This is a genomic window from Amycolatopsis sp. NPDC058278, from assembly GCF_042881395.1.
Taxonomy (GTDB): Bacteria; Actinomycetota; Actinomycetes; order Mycobacteriales; family Pseudonocardiaceae; genus Amycolatopsis.
This window is the reverse complement of record NZ_JBHVXZ010000101.1, coordinates 20,148-36,684: the sequence shown is the minus strand read 5'-3', so window position 1 is coordinate 36,684 and position 16,537 is coordinate 20,148. Positions and strand designations below refer to the sequence as shown.

At 67.9% G+C, this 16,537-nt stretch carries 18 protein-coding genes and 2 pseudogenes; 9 read left to right on the top strand and 11 right to left on the bottom strand.

From position 1 onward, the window contains the following. On the top strand, positions 1 to 828 hold an 828-nt coding region (locus tag ACFVYA_RS37310), incomplete at its 5' end, for a helix-turn-helix domain-containing protein (RefSeq protein WP_387051817.1). A gap of 96 nt (positions 829 to 924) precedes the next feature. Here ACFVYA_RS37310 and ACFVYA_RS37305 read toward each other — a convergent pair. After that, complete coding sequence (locus tag ACFVYA_RS37305; RefSeq protein WP_387051816.1) at positions 925 to 1,902, bottom strand: aldo/keto reductase; 978 nt, start codon at positions 1,900 to 1,902, stop codon at positions 925 to 927. 98 nt (positions 1,903 to 2,000) lie between these two features. On the opposite strand from ACFVYA_RS37305, the gene ACFVYA_RS37300 reads away from it, so the two are divergent. The 5 genes and pseudogenes from ACFVYA_RS37300 (at position 2,001) to ACFVYA_RS37280 (ending at position 5,249) form a co-directional block, all read left to right on the top strand. Continuing rightward, the gene (locus ACFVYA_RS37300) at positions 2,001 to 2,273 is read left to right on the top strand and encodes a transposase (protein WP_387051814.1); all 273 of its coding nucleotides are present in this window, start codon (positions 2,001 to 2,003) and stop codon (positions 2,271 to 2,273) included. Between the two features lie 26 nt (positions 2,274 to 2,299). Next, a pseudogene (locus tag ACFVYA_RS37295) lies at positions 2,300 to 2,911 on the top strand (IS3 family transposase); the annotation flags it as partial. A gap of 245 nt (positions 2,912 to 3,156) precedes the next feature. Then, positions 3,157 to 4,353 (top strand): IS30 family transposase, encoded by a 1,197-nt coding sequence (locus ACFVYA_RS37290; RefSeq protein ID WP_387051813.1) that lies wholly within the window; start codon positions 3,157 to 3,159, stop codon positions 4,351 to 4,353. Beyond that, positions 4,334 to 4,648, top strand: a complete 315-nt coding sequence (locus ACFVYA_RS37285) for an integrase core domain-containing protein (RefSeq protein ID WP_387051811.1) — start codon at positions 4,334 to 4,336, stop codon at positions 4,646 to 4,648. The genes ACFVYA_RS37290 and ACFVYA_RS37285 overlap by 20 nt, the downstream gene beginning before the upstream one ends. 61 nt (positions 4,649 to 4,709) lie before the next feature. Further along, positions 4,710 to 5,249 carry a TetR/AcrR family transcriptional regulator gene (locus tag ACFVYA_RS37280; RefSeq protein WP_387051809.1) on the top strand — a complete coding sequence of 180 codons (540 nt, stop codon included), beginning with the start codon at positions 4,710 to 4,712 and terminating at the stop codon, positions 5,247 to 5,249. A 71-nt stretch (positions 5,250 to 5,320) separates the two neighbouring features. Here the strand turns inward: ACFVYA_RS37280 and ACFVYA_RS37275 are convergent, their stop codons facing one another. From ACFVYA_RS37275 to ACFVYA_RS37245, 7 genes are all read right to left on the bottom strand, one after another. Continuing rightward, complete coding sequence (locus ACFVYA_RS37275; RefSeq protein ID WP_387051808.1) at positions 5,321 to 5,761, bottom strand: YybH family protein; 441 nt, start codon at positions 5,759 to 5,761, stop codon at positions 5,321 to 5,323. Between the two features lie 159 nt (positions 5,762 to 5,920). Then, on the bottom strand, positions 5,921 to 6,943 hold the full coding sequence (locus tag ACFVYA_RS37270) for an alcohol dehydrogenase catalytic domain-containing protein (protein ID WP_387051806.1): 1,023 nt from the start codon (positions 6,941 to 6,943) through the stop codon (positions 5,921 to 5,923). Positions 6,944 to 6,981: 38 nt separating this feature from the next. Continuing rightward, positions 6,982 to 8,520, bottom strand: a complete 1,539-nt coding sequence (locus ACFVYA_RS37265; protein WP_387051805.1) for a carboxylesterase family protein — start codon at positions 8,518 to 8,520, stop codon at positions 6,982 to 6,984. 105 nt (positions 8,521 to 8,625) lie between these two features. Continuing rightward, positions 8,626 to 9,195 carry a TetR/AcrR family transcriptional regulator gene (locus ACFVYA_RS37260; RefSeq protein ID WP_387051804.1) on the bottom strand — a complete coding sequence of 190 codons (570 nt, stop codon included), beginning with the start codon at positions 9,193 to 9,195 and terminating at the stop codon, positions 8,626 to 8,628. A 1,067-nt stretch (positions 9,196 to 10,262) separates the two neighbouring features. Then, the gene (locus ACFVYA_RS37255) at positions 10,263 to 10,667 is read right to left on the bottom strand and encodes a hypothetical protein (RefSeq protein WP_387051802.1); all 405 of its coding nucleotides are present in this window, start codon (positions 10,665 to 10,667) and stop codon (positions 10,263 to 10,265) included. Beyond that, complete coding sequence (locus tag ACFVYA_RS37250; protein ID WP_387051801.1) at positions 10,664 to 11,650, bottom strand: hypothetical protein; 987 nt, start codon at positions 11,648 to 11,650, stop codon at positions 10,664 to 10,666. The genes ACFVYA_RS37255 and ACFVYA_RS37250 overlap by 4 nt, the downstream gene beginning before the upstream one ends. A gap of 181 nt (positions 11,651 to 11,831) precedes the next feature. Next, on the bottom strand, positions 11,832 to 12,269 hold the full coding sequence (locus ACFVYA_RS37245) for a transposase (RefSeq protein ID WP_387051799.1): 438 nt from the start codon (positions 12,267 to 12,269) through the stop codon (positions 11,832 to 11,834). A 60-nt stretch (positions 12,270 to 12,329) separates the two neighbouring features. On the opposite strand from ACFVYA_RS37245, the pseudogene ACFVYA_RS37240 reads away from it, so the two are divergent. Continuing rightward, a pseudogene (locus ACFVYA_RS37240) lies at positions 12,330 to 12,503 on the top strand (transposase); the annotation flags it as partial. A 186-nt stretch (positions 12,504 to 12,689) separates the two neighbouring features. Then, positions 12,690 to 13,892: an IS30 family transposase gene (locus tag ACFVYA_RS37235; RefSeq protein WP_387051822.1), complete on the top strand. Its 1,203-nt coding sequence runs from the start codon at positions 12,690 to 12,692 to the stop codon at positions 13,890 to 13,892. Here the strand turns inward: ACFVYA_RS37235 and ACFVYA_RS37230 are convergent. From ACFVYA_RS37230 to ACFVYA_RS37220, 3 genes are all read right to left on the bottom strand, one after another. Then, positions 13,819 to 14,394 (bottom strand): IS3 family transposase, encoded by a 576-nt coding sequence (locus tag ACFVYA_RS37230; RefSeq protein WP_387051797.1) that lies wholly within the window; start codon positions 14,392 to 14,394, stop codon positions 13,819 to 13,821. The genes ACFVYA_RS37235 and ACFVYA_RS37230 overlap by 74 nt on opposite strands. Next, positions 14,394 to 14,717 (bottom strand): transposase, encoded by a 324-nt coding sequence (locus ACFVYA_RS37225; RefSeq protein ID WP_387051796.1) that lies wholly within the window; start codon positions 14,715 to 14,717, stop codon positions 14,394 to 14,396. Before ACFVYA_RS37225 ends, ACFVYA_RS37230 begins: the two co-directional genes overlap by 1 nt. A 237-nt stretch (positions 14,718 to 14,954) precedes the next feature. Next, positions 14,955 to 15,278 (bottom strand): hypothetical protein, encoded by a 324-nt coding sequence (locus ACFVYA_RS37220; protein ID WP_387051794.1) that lies wholly within the window; start codon positions 15,276 to 15,278, stop codon positions 14,955 to 14,957. A gap of 95 nt (positions 15,279 to 15,373) precedes the next feature. Between ACFVYA_RS37220 and ACFVYA_RS37215 the strand changes: the two genes are divergently transcribed. Next, positions 15,374 to 16,006 carry a TetR/AcrR family transcriptional regulator gene (locus ACFVYA_RS37215; RefSeq protein ID WP_387051793.1) on the top strand — a complete coding sequence of 211 codons (633 nt, stop codon included), beginning with the start codon at positions 15,374 to 15,376 and terminating at the stop codon, positions 16,004 to 16,006. The last annotated feature ends 531 nt before the right edge of the window (positions 16,007 to 16,537 follow it).

Here is a 16,537-nt window from a genome sequence, read left to right as displayed (position 1 = left end):
GAGGTGATCACCATCGAGGATTTCTTCGCCCAGCACGACGCCTGGCCGTGGAACCCGCCGCTACCGGGCCGCGCCACCTTCCACTACCTGATCCTCGTCACCGAGGGCTCCCTGCAGCACGACGTCGACCACGTCACGCGCACCGTCGCGCCCGGCCAGTGGCTGTGGGTGCGTCCCGGGCACGCGCAGTGCTGGCACCCGCCCGGCACCGCCCGCGGCCCGTTCATCCTGTTCGAGCCGGACGTCCTGACGCCCGCCACCGCGCGCCTGCTGGCCCCGCTCACCGCGCACGACGCCCCCGCCGTGCTGAGTCCGCACCCCGATGACGCCCGCTGGCTGCAGGAGACGGCGTTCCAGCTCCTGGACGAACACCGCGCGCTCGGGCGCCGCCCGCTCGATGTCCACCATGCCCTGCGCCGCAGCCTGCTCGAATCGCTGCTGCTGCGCCTGGCCAACGCCCCGGGCATCCCACCCGCCGGACCGGCGAAGGCCGGTCGAGGTGACACGTACGGACGGTTCGTGGATGCCCTGGAGCTGCATTTCCGCGAGCTGCACCTGGCCGCGGACTACGCCGAACTGCTCGGTTGTTCGGTCCGCACACTCAGCCGCGCCGCCCAGGACGCCACCGGCAACGGGGTGCGTGAACTCATCAACGAGCGGCGGCTGCTCGAAGCCCGGCGCCTGCTGGGAGGCGCCCAGTGGGACGCCCGGGCCGTGGCCGTCCATCTCGGCTTCACCGATCCCGCGAATTTCGGCCGCTTCTTCCGCGACCGCACCGGTCTCACCCCGGCCGCCTTCGCGGCCCGCGAAGCGAGGACTCACCCGTGACCAGGGCGCCGCGCCGACCCCCGCACCCCTGACTGGTCCGCGCAACGGGGCGCTCAGCAGGCCTTCCGAGCGATTCGGAGGCCCGCTCGAGTTGGGTCAGACCCAGTTGGGGACATGCTCTTCGGCGTAGCGGGCGCCGAATCCGCCGGTCGGGAGGATCTCGCGGATCGCGGCGAGATCGCCCTCGGTGAGGGCGACGTCGGCCGCGTGGGTGTTTTCCTCCACGCGGGCTGCGCTCCGGGTGCCCGGGATCGGGACGATGTGCTCGCCCTGGGCGAGCAGCCAGGCCAGGGCGAGCTGGGAGACGGTGATGCCCTTGGCGGTGGCCAGCCGGGCGAGTCGGTCCACGGCTTCGACGTTCTTCTCGAAGTTGCCGGGCTGCCAGCGCGGGTTGGTGTTGCGGAAGTCGGTGGCGTCGTACTGTCCCGCGGGCTTCGCGGTACCGGTGATGAAGCCGCGGCCGAGGGGCGAATAGGCGACGAAGCCGATGCCGAGCTCCTGGAGGACCGGGAAGAGCTGCTCGACATCGCGCTCGAACAGCGAGTACTCGGTCTGCAGGACCGACACCGGCTGGACGGCGTGCGCGCGACGGATGGTCTGCGGGCCGGCCTCGCTGAGGCCGAAGTACTTCACCTTGCCCGCGTCGATCAGTTCCTTGACGGTGCCCGCGACGTCTTCGATCGGCACGTCCGGGTCGACGCGGTGCTGGTAGAGGACGTCGATCTGGTCGACGCCCAGGTAGCGCAGGCTGTTGTCGGTGACTGTGCGGATGTTGTCCGGGCGGCTGTTGAGGCCCAGGCCCTGCTCGGTCTGTGCGAAGCCGAACTTGGTGGCCAGCACGACCTCGTCGCGGAAGTCGCTCAACGCTTTGCCGAGCAGAACCTCGTTGTTGCCCGTGCCCCAGCCGTAGAGCTCGGCGGTGTCGAAGAAGGTGACGCCCAGGTCGTGGGCGCGGCGGATGGCGGCGATGCCCGCCTCCTCGTCACCGGGGCCGTAGCCCATCGTCAGGCCCATCGACCCGTAGCCGATCGCCGAGACGGTCAGGCCCTGGGTGCCGAGCGTCCTGTGTTGCATGTGGATCTCTCCCGATGTCAAACCAAACAGTTGAAGTGCTCCGAAGTTTCTGGACACGTCTTCCAAGTAGACTGCTGGAGGATCCGGAGGAGTGTGTCATGGCCAGGAGACAGCGAAGGTATTCGCCGGAGTTGAAGGCCGAGGTCGTCAAGGCGGTCCTCGAGGGCGGGTCGAGTTTCACTGAGGCGGCCCGGGATTTCGATCTGGTCCCGCAGACGGTGCACAATTGGGTGACCGCGGAGAAAAAGAAGAGAGACGCGGACCGGCCGGCCGGGACTGGGGGCCGGGAAGCTGAACTGGAACGGCGCATCCAGGAGCTGGAGCAGGAAAACGAGTTCCTGAAAAAAGCGGCGGCCTTCTTCGCGAAGTAACAACGGTAGCGCAACGCTACGCGTGTATCGCGGCGGAGAAGGCCAATTTCGATGTGACCTGGATGTGCCGACTGCTCGGCGTGTCCCGTTCGGGGTTCTATGACTGGGAGCGCCGGGTGGTGTCGGCGCAAGCACGGCGCCGGGAAATACTGACGGCACAGATTCGAGAGGTGTTCGACTCCTCGCATCGCACCTACGGGTATCGGCGGGTGCATGCGGAACTTCAGCGCGGTGGCGTGCGGGTAGACGACGAGCTGGTGCGACGCCTGATGCGGGCGGCCGGCCTGGTTCCGGTGCAGGTCAAGCCCCGGCGGGGGCTGACCGTGGCCGGCCGTGCCGCGGGCACGATCCCGGATCTGATCGGGCGGGACTTCACCGCCCCGGCGCCGGGGGCGAAGATGGTCGGTGATATCACGCAGATCAACACCGGTGAAGGCTCAGTGTTTCTCGCGACAGTGATCGACTGTTATTCGAAAAGTATTCTGGGATGGGGTGTGGACAGGCACTACGACACCGGTCTGGTATCGGCGGCGATGACAATGGCTGCCGACCGTATCCCGTTGCCCGAGGGTGCGATATTCCACTCCGACCGCGGCAGTCAAGGCGGATTCAACTGGTCGTCGCAACACCTTGATCATGGAGGTGTGCGATGGGGCGCGGTAGGAAGCAGTTGCCGGAGGCGCCGGTGGGTGCGCGGCGGCAGTGGGCTGCGGATCGGGCGTTGCGGCCGCCGATGCGTTCGCCGGGCCGGCCGGAGCCGTCTCGGGCGGTGCAGCGGGATTTTTGGTGGGAGATCGCGTCGGGAGCAACGACGGCTGAGGCGGCGGAGGCCGTGGGGGTGTCGTGGCCGGTCGGGGTCCGCTGGTTCCGTCACGCTGGAGGCATGCCGCCGATCAGTCTGGACGAGCCCGCAGGCCGGTACCTGTCGTTCGCCGAGCGTGAGGAGATCGCGCTGCTGCGCGCGCAGGACGTCGGCGTGCGTGAGATCGCCCGCCGCATCGGCCGCGACCCTGGAACGATTTCACGCGAACTGCGCCGCAACGCGGCGACCAGGAGCGGGAAACAGGTTTACCGTGCCCTGGTCGCACAGTGGAAAGCGCAGCAGGCAGCGAAACGCCCGAAGACCGCGAAGCTCGCGGTCGACGACAGGCTGCGCGAGTACGTGCAGGAACGGCTCGCCGGGAATGTCCGGCGGCCCGACGGCACGGTCGTTGCCGGGCCTGAGACGGCGTGGAAGGGGCTGAACAAGCCGCATCGGCAAGACCGGCGGTGGGCGACGGCGTGGAGTCCTGAGCAGATCTCTCACCGGCTCCCGGTTGATTTCCCTGATGATGAGTCCATGCGCATCAGCCACGAGGCGATCTATCAGTCGCTGTTCATCCAGGGACGCGGCGCGCTCAAGCGGGAGCTGGTCGCGTGTCTGCGCACCGGCCGGGCCCTGCGGGAACCGCGAGCCCGATCACGTAACAAGCCCAGCGGGCATGTCAGCGCGGATGTCGTCCTCAGCGAACGTCCCGCCGAAGCTGCCGATCGCGCTGTTCCAGGGCATTGGGAAGGGGATCTGATCATCGGGACGGGCCGGTCCGCGATCGGCACGCTTGTCGAGCGCAGCAGCCGATCCACGCTCCTGGTGCACCTGCCCAGGCTGGGGGGCTGGGGCGAGAGCCCGCCGGTGAAGAACGGACCGTCGCTTGGCGGCTACGGCGCCGTCGCGATGAACGCCGCGTTGGCTGCCTCGATCACACAACTACCGCAGCAACTACGACAAACCCTCACCTGGGACCGCGGGAAGGAACTGTCCGCGCACACGCAGTTGACCCTTGAGACGGGGACGAGGGTCTTCTTCGCCGACCCGCATTCGCCATGGCAGCGACCGACCAACGAGAACACAAATGGCCTGCTGCGCCAGTACTTTCCGAAGGGCACCGATCTGTCCCGATGGTCGGCCGAGGACCTCGAAGCCGTCGCCCACACGATCAACAACCGGCCCCGCAAGATCCTCGACTGGCGAACCCCGGCCGAAGTCTTCGCTGAGCAGCTACGCTCACTGCAACCACCCGGTGTTGCATCCACCGATTGAACTCGCCCAATACACCTCCTACGCGTTCTCTCGACTGCTGCGCCAGGAAAATATCCGGCAATCGGTCGGGCGAACCGGCATCTGTTACGACAATGCCATGGCCGAATCCTTCTTCGGGAAACTCAAAGCAGAATGGATACACCACCGCACCTTCGCCACCCGGGCCGAAGCTCGCCGCGAGATCATCAAGTTCATCGAAGGCTTCTACAACACACGCCGGCTACATTCAGCAATCGAATACCGGCCACCGCGCGAAGTGCTCGACGAATGGTTCACCCAACACCAAGCAGCATGATACAGTTCGCTTGAGCGACGTCCGAAATCTTCGGAGCACATCACAGTTCAGTTTGGACTCTGTGAGTGCCGCCAAGGCCGAGTTCTCCCAGCATGGGATCGCCGAGGCGCGGATCGACCGGATCGCCAAGACCGCCAAGGAACGCGTCTACGCCTACTTCTCCAGCAAGGTGGCCCTCCACCGGTTCGTCTCCGCACAGGAGCTGGCGGCCGTGGCCGAAGCGACCCGCATGGACCCCACCGACCTGCCCGGTTACGCCGGCCGCCTCCATGACTACTACATCGACCACCCCGACCGCTTCCGGCTCATGAGCTGGGGCCAACTGGAGCTCGACGCCGGCGACTCCCTTCCCAACGACACCTTCCGGGAATCGTTGGCCCGCAAGATCGAGCAACTCCGCGAGGCCCAGGAAGCCGGCCAGCTGGACGCCGACTGGGACCCGGTCGACATCCTGGTCTTCGTCCACCAGATCGCCACAGCCTGGGTTGCGCAACCTGACCTGCAACCCCCGCACGACGAGGATCGCGCCAGGTTCCTGGCGGCGCGCAGAGCCGCCATCGTCGCGGCCGTCGAGCGCCTGTTTCCCGCGGCTGCGAACTGACAGGTGCCCGAGCCCTCAGGTGCCCAGACGGTCAGTCAGCGACGGGTCTGAGCGTCCCTGGTCCCTTCCGGTCAGGAGGTGGTCTCCTCGGTTGTGGTCCGGGTGAGCGCCCAGTTGGAGTGCACGATGCGCCACTGACCGTCGATGAGCTGGTAGCCGTGTGAGGTGTTCCAGGCACAGTTCAACTGTTCCTTGCCCTTCTCGTCGAGGATGTAGGTGTTCAGGTTGTACGCCATGAGCGCGAAGTCACTACTGCCGTTGACGTGTACCTGTGGATTGAGGTACTCGTTGCGCACGATGTGCTCGTTGAAGTAGATGGAGTCGATCCACGCGATGATCTTGTCCTTGCCGACGATCATCTTCTTGACGGCTGGTTCGAAGTAGGTGGCGTCGTCGGTGTACGCGTCGAGGTAGCCGCGGTTGTCGCCGTTACTCCACCGCTCGTTGAACTCCTTGTCCAACTCGAGAACGGTCTTGCTGATCTGTTCCTTGTCGACCTTGTCGACGCTCATTCCGTGTCCCTTCCGAGGCGTTTTGGCCGACCGCGTGCGGCAGGCGTGCGCTTGTGAACTTCAGGTGCCCAAGGCCCGACTCTCCGGGCCACAATGGGTAACTTCACTCCTATATCGGTCATTTAAGGCATTGAGTCGTAGGTGCGTGCAACCAGACGGTCAGTCAGTAAGGACGACGACGTGCTTGCCCGGCGTGGTGCCGGACTCGAGGTCGGCCTGGGCGTCACGGATCTGCTCCAGACCGTGGTAGACCTTCGCGACCGGGACGGTGAGGCGCCCTGCGGCGATGGCCTGGAGCTGGTGGGCGAAGACGTCGGCCGGGAGGTCGGCGGCCTGCCCGCCGTAGGAGGTCAGGCGCACCCCGTTGGGGATCATGAACGGGGTGAAATCGGGGATCGTCCACTGGCCCGCCAGTGCTCCGGTGAAGCAGACCGTGCCATGGCGACGGACGGTGCGGAGGGTGTCGGCGAGGACTGAGCAGCCCACCAGCTCCAGTGCGGCATCGACGCCGTCCGGCACCAGCTCGCGCACCTGGTCGGTGATGGTGCCGTTGTCGATGAGGGGATGGTCGACGCCCGCGGCCCGCAGTTCCCCGGCCCTCTCCGGGCTGCGGGTGGTGGACAGCACGGTGGCCCCGAGGTCCTTGGCGATCGTGGCCGCGCTCAGCCCGACGGTGGAGGTGCCGCCGCGGATCAGCAGCGTCTGTCCCGCCTTCAGGCCGAGGCCGGTGGCGAGGGAGCCGTACGCGGTCTGGAACATCTCCGGCAGCGCACCGACGACCTCCCACGGTAGGCCGGTCTCGAACGGGATGACCTGCTCTGCAGGGACGGTCACGTACTGCGCGTAGGCGCCATCGTAGGAGCGGCCCATGCCGCCCATCATCGTGGCCACCTGCTGTCCCGGCCGCAGTCCGCTGTCCTTGTCGGCTTCATCGACCACGCCGACGCCTTCGATGCCGGGGATGCGCGGGTAGGTGACCTCCGCGTCGGACTCGCCCTTGCGGGTGCTGACCTCGGACTCGTTGACACCGAAGGCTTTCACCTTGATTCGCACCCAGCCGGGCTTGCGTACGGGCACCGGCACATCCTTGATCTCGAGTGCGTCGAGGCCGCCGGGGCGGGTGACGACGACGGCTCGCATCGTCGCCGGTGTGGCGTCGCCGGCCGTGGTCGGTTGATTCATGTCGAGTTCCTCGTCGTGTTCGTGGTGGCCTGTGACCGTCAGGGGCGGTCGATGTTCGCCCATAGGTCGAGGGCGGCCTGGTAGTGGGCGAAGGCGTCGAAGGGCAGGTTGCCGACGCTTTCCGCGGTGGGCCGGTCGGTGACGGCGGGCCACAGGCGGGTCTGCTCGCCGGTGGTGAAGTCGAGCACGATGTCGCGGATACGGGTGTCACGCTCGGCTTGTTCGGGGCTGCGGCCCGGCTGGTGCTGGCCGACCAGGGCGTACATCTCGGTGCCGTGCACGGCGGGCGCGCCCTCGGCGGGCCCGATCGCGAAGAGGTGGGCGTTGCCGCCCGCGGCGACGTGGGTCAGGGCGGCGCGGGCGGCGGGGAGGGCGAAGATGTAGTCGGTCAGGAGCGCGGCGCGGACCTCGGCCGGGGTGCGTCCGTCTTGGTCGTAGGCTGCGACGATCTTCTTCGCGCGGGAGCGGGGGATGCGCCAGCCCGCGACTTCGTCGGTGATGCGGTCGACGGTGTGCGGGTCGAACCGGTCGAGGTCGTTCGCCACCCACCAGCCCATGTCGTCGCTGGCGAAGCTCAGGAGTACGTCGATGTCGCGGTGCGTGCCGGAGGCGAGGACGTCCATGGGGTGGGCGTGCAGCACTGCGCCGGGCTGGCCGGTGTCCAGGACGACGCCGAGGCTCTGGCAGTCCATCCCGCCGCGGGCTCCGAGGTCGGTCGGGGTGACCTGGTGCAGCGCGGTCACCAAGGAGGCCGGGTCGAGGTCGATCAGCTTGTCGGGGTTGTCCGCGACGCCGAGTTCAGTGACGAACCGGTCCGCGAGTTCCTCGGCCCACCAGGCGGGCTGGAGCCGGGAGGGTCCGGCGGAGAACCCGGCGAGCCGCCGGTAGAGGCCGTCCGCGGCGGACGCACCGAGCAGCCCGAACGTGGAATAGGCGCCGGCGCTGTGGCCGTAGACGGTGACGTTGTCGGGGTCGCCGCCGAAGGAGGCGATGTTCTGCTTGATCCAGGTGAGCGCGGCGATGATGTCCTGCAGGCCGAGGTTACTGGCCTCGGCGAGCCGCCCGCCGTACTGCGAGAGCGAGACCGCACCCAGTGCGCCGAGCCGGTAGTTGACCGACACGCCCACCACACGTCCCGTCGCGGCGAGACCGGCGGCGTTCGAGGTGGTCTGCGTGTTCGCGCCGAACTCGAATCCGCCGCCGTGGATGTACACGGCCACCGGTAGCGCCGTCCCGCTCGGCTGCGCGGGGGCCCACACGTTCAGGTTCAGGCAGTCCTCGCCGGTCCCGCTGTCCGCTTCGAGCCAGTCGCCGGTGTCGGGCTGAACAGGGGCGACGCCCTTGCGGTCGTAGGGGCGGTCCGGGGCGAAGGCCGCGACCACGGGTCGGCGGTACCGCTCGGCGGTGGCGAACGGGATTCCCCACCAGGACCGCACCCCGGGTGCAGTCGGGGCCGTGGGTGCGGAGGCGGTCATGACGTGTCCTTCCGGCGCTGTTCGCGCGGTGTGTCGGCGGGTGGTTGCTTGGTCTCGATCATTTCCTGGGATTCGGCGAATGGCCCTGCTGACAGCGGTCACCTGGTGGTCATCAGGTGACACTCTTCGCTGCCCCTCTTGCTCCCGCAGCCCAAGCTCGGTGGGTTCGCCCGTTCGTGCTGGTGATCCCTGGGCCTTCGGACTCCTTCAGGTTTTGCCCATGCCGCACCAGAGCAGATCGAGCAGCGCGTCGGTCTGCTCCCGCCAGTCCTGCCCGGGGTTGAGGTAGAGCAGCCCGGCCAGCCCCAGCAGGACGGTCTCCGGGTTCAGGTCGTCGCGGGCGGTCCCGGCGTCGGCGTTTGCCGTCAGCAGGGTCGAGACCGCGCCGACCATCGCGTGGTAGGCGCTCGCGGGCAGTTCCCCGCGGACGGACGTCTCGACGCGCAGGGCATCGGCCAGGCCGCGCTTGGTCATCAGGTAGTGCGCGAGGTGGCCGGTGGTCCAGACCCGGAAGGCCACCTCGGGCGGGTGCGCGACAAGCAGGCGCGGCACGACGTCCACCAGGTGCCGGACTTCGCGCTGGTAGACCGCCAGGATGAGCGCTTCGGGAGTCGGGAAGTGGCGGTAGACCGTGCCGACCCCGACCTCGGCCTGCTTCGCGATGGCGTTGAACGACAGCTCGGCCGAGCGAGTCAGCGATTCCGCCGCCACGGCGAGGATGCGCTCGTGGTTGCGCCGGGTGTCCGCCCGCCGTGGGCTGACCGATCCCGTCGTCATCGCGCCTCCGGTCGTCGAGGGAACTGGAGCACCTCCAGGGGTGCGAAGCGGATAGTCCACCCCCGCGACTTCGTCGGTGATGCGGTCGACGGAGTACGGGTCGCACCTGGTACGGCGAGAGCGAGACGGCACCCAGCGCGCCGAGCCGGTAGTTGACCGACACGCTCACCACACGCCCCGACGCGGCGAGACCGGCGGCGTTCGAGGTGATCTGCGCTCGCGCCGAACTCGAACCCGCCGCCGTGGACGTACACGGCAACCGGGACGCCTTCCCCGCCGGCTGCGGGGGCTGGTTGCTCGCTCGCGATCATCTCCCGGGATTCGACACATCGCCCGGCCATCAGCGGTCACCTGGTGGTCACCAGGTGACTTCCCTGTTCTTTTCTTCTCGTAGCCGAGCTCGTTCGGTTCACCCGTTCGAACTGTTGATCCCCTGCGCACGACCTCGGCTGCTCGATCGACGGCCGAACGAATGGAAGGTCATGGACTCCTAGTACGGGATTCAGACCCGGACGAGATAGCGGGTAAGCAGGAGTTCGACGGCTTCGTCCACGAGAGTGCTGTCGACGGGATGGTCGGACACCCGACGCAAGAAGCAAGAGACGTCTTCACAGCTCCATGGCATCGCCGGATGGCAGGCGACTGCGTCCGGGAGGTCGTGCTGCGGCGCCCTGGGAACCCGCGGGTTCGTCTCCGTCTCCGGATGTCAGACCGACAGGTCTGGGGCGGGCTGGTGAGCACGGCCAGGAGCAGTGCGCCGAGATCGTCGCTGTCTGCGAGCGTCCCTGTGTGGGTGTCACGCCGACCACAGTGCCTCGTCCTCAGGGTCGACCTGAACGGCTCCACTCACATGCCAGCAGCGCACCCAAGGTTCTGCGGCCAAGCCACCGTTGACGCCGTCGGCGGCTTCCGTCGACCGATCACCATGACGATCGGCGGCCGCACCGGATGACCATCCCCGTCCTGCATGACGGCCAATGCGTAGCGGTTCGCGAGCCGCGGCCGAGGCCCGCTCGCCGCGCCCGGACCGGGCCAGGTGCCGACCAGTCCTCGTCACTGTGGTGGCTTTAGCGGGGTCGGCGCGGACGAATAGCGCTGACGTTGCGGGGTGCCGCGAGCTCGCCGCGCAGTCCGTGGAATTGGAGGCTGAGGCGCTGGATCTCCGCAGTGGCTAGGGCAAGGTGTTCACTCAGTTCGCGATTGTCGTGCCGTAGTCGCGTGTTCTGCTGTGCGAGACTGTCCCCGGTGCTACTGCCGCCGTCCGCGGGGCGGGCGTCGTGGGTCGTCGTCGAGGAGCCTTTCATCTGCACGACGATCGCCGGGAAGTTGCGGCGAAAGGTCGTGTTGGCCAGACCGACCCGCTGCGCGAGCGCGAGGACGGTCGGCGCTCGGGTGGTCTCGACGTCGGCGTGCAAGGAGGCCAGCGCGGCGCGGACATCCTCGACGGTTGGCAGTCCGGTGTGGCGGGTCATGAGGTCTCCGCGGTATGTCGTGCGAGGTATGCGGTGATGCGGTCACGGCGCTCGGCCAGGCGGTGCCGTAGCAGCGGCGGCAGCGAGCTGAGCGGCTGTAGTTCGTGTGTCAGGTGGTCGGCCTCGCGCCGCAGCGCAGCGACGTTGGTACTGGTGAGCGCGACGTTGCGGCAGTCGAGGGGGCGGCATGCAGACAGTTCGGGCGTCGCCGGCCGCGCGCGGTCGGCCAGACACAGTGCAGTGTCGGGGTTGAACACGCAGGTGACGTACTCGCCGGGGTAGATCGCAGGGTCGTCGCGGTGCAGGATCCGCCGCAGACGCACCGGGTCGGTCACGACTGTCCCGGCGAACGCCGAGGCGAACCCGTCGAGGCGGCGCGCGGCCTCGGCGGCGGCCGGGCCGGTCAGGTCCGGGTGGTCGTGATCGGTGGCCAGGTTCAGCAGCACTTCGCCGCGGGCGAGGGCCTGCTCGGCTTCGACCTCGGCGCGGAAGCCGGAGTCCGAGGTGCCGGCGTAGCCCTCGAACATGTGGATGCTCAAGTGCCGGTACTGGATGGCGCCGGCGATTGAGCCGCCCGGGCGCCGGGCGATGAACCAGGCCAGCGTGCGGCGGAATTGAGCGGTGCGCAGCCGCAACGGCCGGCCGTCGACGTCCGGGATGACGTCGCCGCGGTCGTGGGCCTGACAGTAGCGGTTGATCCAGGCGACGAAGTCCCGCATCTGCTTGTTGGTGGTGGCGCCGCTCGGGACCTTCCCGCTCGCGGCGCGCGCCTCGGGCGTGTGCGGCGCCGTGGTGACGTCGAGCGTGGCGAAGAGCAGGTCCTCGGACCGGGCGGGCTGCAGCTGCTCGAGGACCTCGACGGCGCGGGCCGCCGGTTCGCCGACGATCCAGGTCGCGGGTGTGCCGCGCGGGTCGCGCTCGCCTTTGAAGGCCAGGCTCTGCACGCTCCGCCGATACGCCGTCCCGTCGGCGGTGCGATGCACGCGCAGGCATCCCCGGCGCAGGTGCTTGATTACTGGTGGAAGGTACTTATTCCAGCCATGCGCTATTCCTCACCGGAGACGAGGGCCTGACCGGCGTTGGCAGCGTGGTCGCGGATGGCAGCGCCGGTTGCTGCGCGTCCAGTGAGGTTCACCCCGAACAGTGGACAGGGGCTTACATAGTTCAGGCAGCCGCTGTCAGTGACCGCTCGTAGGCGTCGGGACTGAGCATCCCGATCGCGGAGTGCCTCCGCACACTGTTGTAGAACGTGACCCACTTGTCAATCGCTGCAACGAGTTCCGTCTTCGTGGCGTACACGTGCCGGTAGTACTCCTCGTGTTTGAACGTCGACCAGAACGACTCCGCCGGGCTGTTGTCCCAACAGATCCCAGTCGCGCCCATCGACCGGCGCAGCCCGTGACCGAAGCACGCTCGCGCCGTCAGGTGCGCCGTGAACTCCCCGCCACGGTCGGAATGCAGAACCGTGCCACGACATCGGCTGCCACGAGCGGCCACCGCGTCGTCGATGGCGTCAGTCACCATCTCAGCGCTGACGCGGTCAGAAATGCTGTGGCCCAACACCTTCCGGGTGTGACCGTCCCGGATCGCGCACAGGAACATGTCGCCCTCGCCACCTTGGATTCCAGTGGTCGTCGCAACACCGACGTAGTGGTGGGGTTGATGGCAGGGCGGAAGTACAGCAAGGAGCAGAAGGAAGAGTTCTTTGACTTGCTGGATCGTGGGGGCACGGTCAGGGCGGCGGCCACGGCCGCGGGCGTGCATCCTGAGGCTGCGTACACGTGGCTGCGGCAGGCGGGACTGTCGATGCGGCGCGCCAGTCCGAGGGTGTATTCGGAGGAGGAGAAAGCGGTGTTCTTCCGGTTGCTGGCTCAGCGGAGCAACGTGTCAGCGGTCGCCCGCGAGCTTGGGTTTACCCGGGTGACGTGCTACAAGTGGGCACACGAGGCGGGGATCTTCACCAGTGAGACGAGGCAGGTCAACCCGCGGCGCGAACGGTTCCTGCGGTTGCGTCAGGACGGCATGAGCCGGGCTGAGGCGGCCGCAGAAGTCGGGGCGGACAAGCGCTCCGCGGCCGACTGGGACAGAGGCATCCGAGTTATTCACGGAGGTCGTGAGTATCCCGACGGGCGTGTCGTGCGGTATCGCCAAGATCAGATACTGGCCGGCATGACATCACCTCGTGCGGCCGTGGTCCACGGCGAACAGGTCGACCTTGCGCGAGTGGAACGGGTGATCCATCCGCGCTATCTGAGCTTGCTGGAACGGGAACAGATCCGAGACCTGCACAGGGCGGGAACCTCGATGCGGCAGATCGCGGCAGTGATGGGCCGGTCACCGTCGACGATCAGCCGTGAGCTCGGCCGCAACACGGAGTCCTCGCAGGGCTATCTGCCGCACGCTGCGCATCGGGCTTCGGTCCGGCGCAGGGCACGCCCAAAGGAGGCGAAGTTGCTGAGCAACACGCAGTTGCGCGCCTACGTCAAGGCGAAGTTGCGCACGAAGTGGTCGCCGCAGCAGATCAGCCACCGGCTCATCAAGGACTTCCCTGCGGCTCCGGAGATGCGGGTGAGCACCGAGACGATCTACCAGGCGATCTACGTCCACGCCCGCGGCGAGCTCAAACGGGAGCTTGCCCGGCAGCTCCGCCGCGGACGGGCGGCCAGGAAACCACGTCGCGATCCCAACACACGGAGGCCGCGGTTTGTCGAACCGATGACTCCGATCACGATGCGGCCGCCCGATGTCGAGACGCGCGCGGTTCCTGGGCATTGGGAAGGTGACTTGATCATTGGTGCTGCCGGGAAATCCGCGATCGCGACGCTGGTCGAGCGTTCCAGCCGCTTCGTCATGCTGGGACACCTCGGTCTCGATCGCAGCGCCGACACCGTTCGCGACAGCCTCGTCGCGGCTGTTGTTGAGCTGCCTGACGAGCTGCGGGGCACCCTCACCTGGGACCAGGGTGCGGAAATGGCTGAACACCGTGCGTTCACGGTGGCCACCGACATGGCCGTCTACTTCTGCGAGCCAGGCAAGCCCTGGCAGCGCGGCAGCAACGAAAACACCAATGGTCTGCTGCGCCAATACTTCCCTGGCGGCACCGATCTGCGAGCCCACGATGCGGCGGCCCTGCAAGCCGTCGCCGACGAACTCAACGGACGCCCCAGAAAATCTCTCGACTGGGACACCCCCGCCGAACGCATCGATGCTTTACTGAACGCCTGACAGTCCCGACTGTTGCAACGACCACTGGAATCCAAGCACACGTCAGATACGTGATGTCGGTCAGCCAGACCGCGTCGGGCCGGCCCCGGTCGAAGTGGCGGTCGACCAGATCCGGCGGGAACGACGCGGCCGGATCGACCACCGTCGTCTTCACCCTAAACGCGCGCGGGCTGATGCCCTCGATCCCGATCGAGGCCATGATCTTGGCGACGGCCTTCGCCGTGACCACCTCACCTTGATCACGCAGTTCCGCGGTGATCCGCGGCGACCCGTAGGTGCCGTGCGAGTCCTGGTGCGCCTGCGTGATCTTCACCTCCAGGTCGGCGCGGCGCCGCTGTCGCGGCGTCAACACCGTTGCCGCGGCGCGTTTGGCGTGGGCGTAGTAGCCGGACGTCGACACGCCCAGCAGTCGCGCCATACGCCGCATCGAGAACCGCGTGCCTCGTGGTGAGGTGACGCCGGCGGTCTCGGCGAAGCCGTCGGGGCCGGCGTACTTGGCCATCAGAGCGAACCGGGCTGGTTCTTCTGCATCGCGGCAAAGTACGCCGAGGCTTTTACCAGAAAGGCGTTGTCCTTCTCCAACTCGCCGACCTGCTGGCGCAACCGTTGCAGCTCGGCCCGCTCGGCCGCCTCCAGAGGCTTGTCGCCGTGGGCCTCGGCGGCGGTGATCCGGCGCCGTTCGTCTTTGACCCAGACGCTGAGCATGCCCGCGTCGATGCCCAACTCGCGGGCGACCTCGGTGATCGTGCGGCCGGAATCGATCACCCGGTGGGCAGCCTCGACTTTGTACTCGGCCGTGTAGGACCGGCGCTTGCGAGCAGGCATGGGGACATCCTTTCAGCAGGACAGCTGGTCCTGCTAACTCGGTGTCCACTACCCGGGGTGAACCTCACAGTACGTCACACCGTCGTGCGTCGTCGGCTCCTGCCGTCGCTCGAACGTCCTCTTCTGCCGATGTGCGGATGTGCGGCCCCGTGTGGCACCAAGTGATGTGCCGCTGCCTTGGCAGGAAGCCCTGGGCTGTCGGCGCCGTCCACGGCGACGACAGCCCAGGCGTGGGGCTCAGTCCGGTGAGCCTTCGCCGCCAGGCTTCTCGTGCGGGTTCGCGATAGCGGTCGGCGCGATCCACACGCCGTCGGGGAACCCGACCGCGCCGCACCGTTCCCGCGCGTCGGCCAGCGTCGCCGACGCCTCGTAGACCCGCGCCGAGTCGGCGCTGGCCATGTCCATCACCACCACGACCGTGTGGGGCTCGTCCACCGCCCGGTAGGTCCCGGTGACCACCAGGCCGTGCTCGCGGCGGGCGACGTCCAGGGCCGGGTCCCAGAACCAGCGCGCCCAACGGTCGACGTCCACGACCCGCTGCTTGACCAGCATGACACCCACGGCGTCCTCCTCAAATCGAGTGATCGTTCGTTTTGGAAGATAACAGGGCCGGCCCCACGCGCACAACGAGCGATCGTTCGTTTTAGAGTTGGCCCATGCCTCGCCTGACCCCGCAGCGCTGGGCCGCCCGCCGCCGGCAGATCCTCGACGGCGCCCGCGGCTGCTTCCTGCGCAACGGCTTCCACGCCACCTCCATGAAAGAGGTGGTCGACGCGGCGCGGATGTCGCCCGGGGCGGTCTACAACCACTTCGCCTCAAAAGACGAGCTGGTCGCGGCGATCTGCGAGCAGGCGCTCGCCGAGGTCACCACGACCTTCGACCAGCTCCTGGACAGGCGCCCGCTGCCGCCGCTGGACGAGGCGCTGACCGCCGTGTTCCAGCACAGCTCGCCGCTGGACGCCCAGCGGGACTCAGCCCGCCTGCTGGTCCAGATCTGGGCGGAGTCGATCCGCTCCCAGCCGCTGGCGGCCCGCGTCGAGCCGATCTTCCGCGCGGTCCGCCGGGTGCTCGCCAGCCTCGTCGACGGCTACCAGCAGCAGGGCGCGATCCCCGCCACCGCCCCGGCCGAGGACATCGCCGACATCCTGCTCGCCACCCTGCAGGGCACCATCCTGCGACAGGCCATGCTCGGCGACGTCGACCTCGACGCGTTGCGACGCGGAGTCCGCGCGCTCTGGCCACAACCACCCCAGCCGCCTCACACAGCCGCGCAGGAGCGCCCGCAGTAAGCGCGCCCGCAGACTGGGCGGCCGTCAACCGCACATCCGCTACTGCCGCTGGTCGTGCGTGAGCATCCGGTCAGGCCGGCAAGCTGGCTGAGGATGCGACTCGGGAGAGCTGGCCGATCGCCAGGCAGAGCTATGAGTGGTTCTGACCGTGAATCTGGACGTCGGTTCTCCGGCAACGGCGACGTCGCCTTCATGCCGAGCGACTCCGTGCTCGCGAATGTTGGCTCTGGCGGTTCGCTGTGGCCCACCCGGGCGGCTTGACTCGGCCCCACCGATCGGACGAACAAGGACGGCGGAAAGTCCAGCTCAACTCCCGTCAGCCGTCCGACTTGCGCCAGGAGGCGGGGCCACGGCAGGCCGCCCCTGGTGGGGCCGAATGGAACCGCCCAAGCCATGAACGTCGACGTCACCGCCGGCCACGAGCCTTAGTGGTCGGGTCCGCTCGTCCGGGCCATCCCGCCGGTGACGAAGCTGCTGCTCCAGGTGGAGCGCCCGCAGCGCAGCGAGGACGAACGACCTGGACCAGCAGCG

Bases quoted from the DNA above. Each gene is read 5' to 3' on its own strand.
- ACFVYA_RS37245 (WP_387051799.1), bottom strand. From the start codon at position 12,269: ATGTTCCTGTGCGCGATCCGGGACGGTCACACCCGGAAGGTGTTGGGC.
- ACFVYA_RS37300 (WP_387051814.1), top strand. From the start codon at position 2,001: ATGGCCAGGAGACAGCGAAGGTATTCGCCGGAGTTGAAGGCCGAGGTC.
- ACFVYA_RS37230 (WP_387051797.1), bottom strand. From the start codon at position 14,394: ATGGCCAAGTACGCCGGCCCCGACGGCTTCGCCGAGACCGCCGGCGTC.
- ACFVYA_RS37225 (WP_387051796.1), bottom strand. From the start codon at position 14,717: ATGCCTGCTCGCAAGCGCCGGTCCTACACGGCCGAGTACAAAGTCGAG.
- ACFVYA_RS37270 (WP_387051806.1), bottom strand. From the start codon at position 6,943: ATGAATCAACCGACCACGGCCGGCGACGCCACACCGGCGACGATGCGA.
- ACFVYA_RS37305 (WP_387051816.1), bottom strand. From the start codon at position 1,902: ATGCAACACAGGACGCTCGGCACCCAGGGCCTGACCGTCTCGGCGATC.
- ACFVYA_RS37255 (WP_387051802.1), bottom strand. From the start codon at position 10,667: ATGACCCGCCACACCGGACTGCCAACCGTCGAGGATGTCCGCGCCGCG.
- ACFVYA_RS37215 (WP_387051793.1), top strand. From the start codon at position 15,374: ATGCCTCGCCTGACCCCGCAGCGCTGGGCCGCCCGCCGCCGGCAGATC.
- ACFVYA_RS37260 (WP_387051804.1), bottom strand. From the start codon at position 9,195: ATGACGACGGGATCGGTCAGCCCACGGCGGGCGGACACCCGGCGCAAC.
- ACFVYA_RS37290 (WP_387051813.1), top strand. From the start codon at position 3,157: ATGCCGCCGATCAGTCTGGACGAGCCCGCAGGCCGGTACCTGTCGTTC.
- ACFVYA_RS37235 (WP_387051822.1), top strand. From the start codon at position 12,690: ATGAGCCGGGCTGAGGCGGCCGCAGAAGTCGGGGCGGACAAGCGCTCC.
- ACFVYA_RS37275 (WP_387051808.1), bottom strand. From the start codon at position 5,761: ATGAGCGTCGACAAGGTCGACAAGGAACAGATCAGCAAGACCGTTCTC.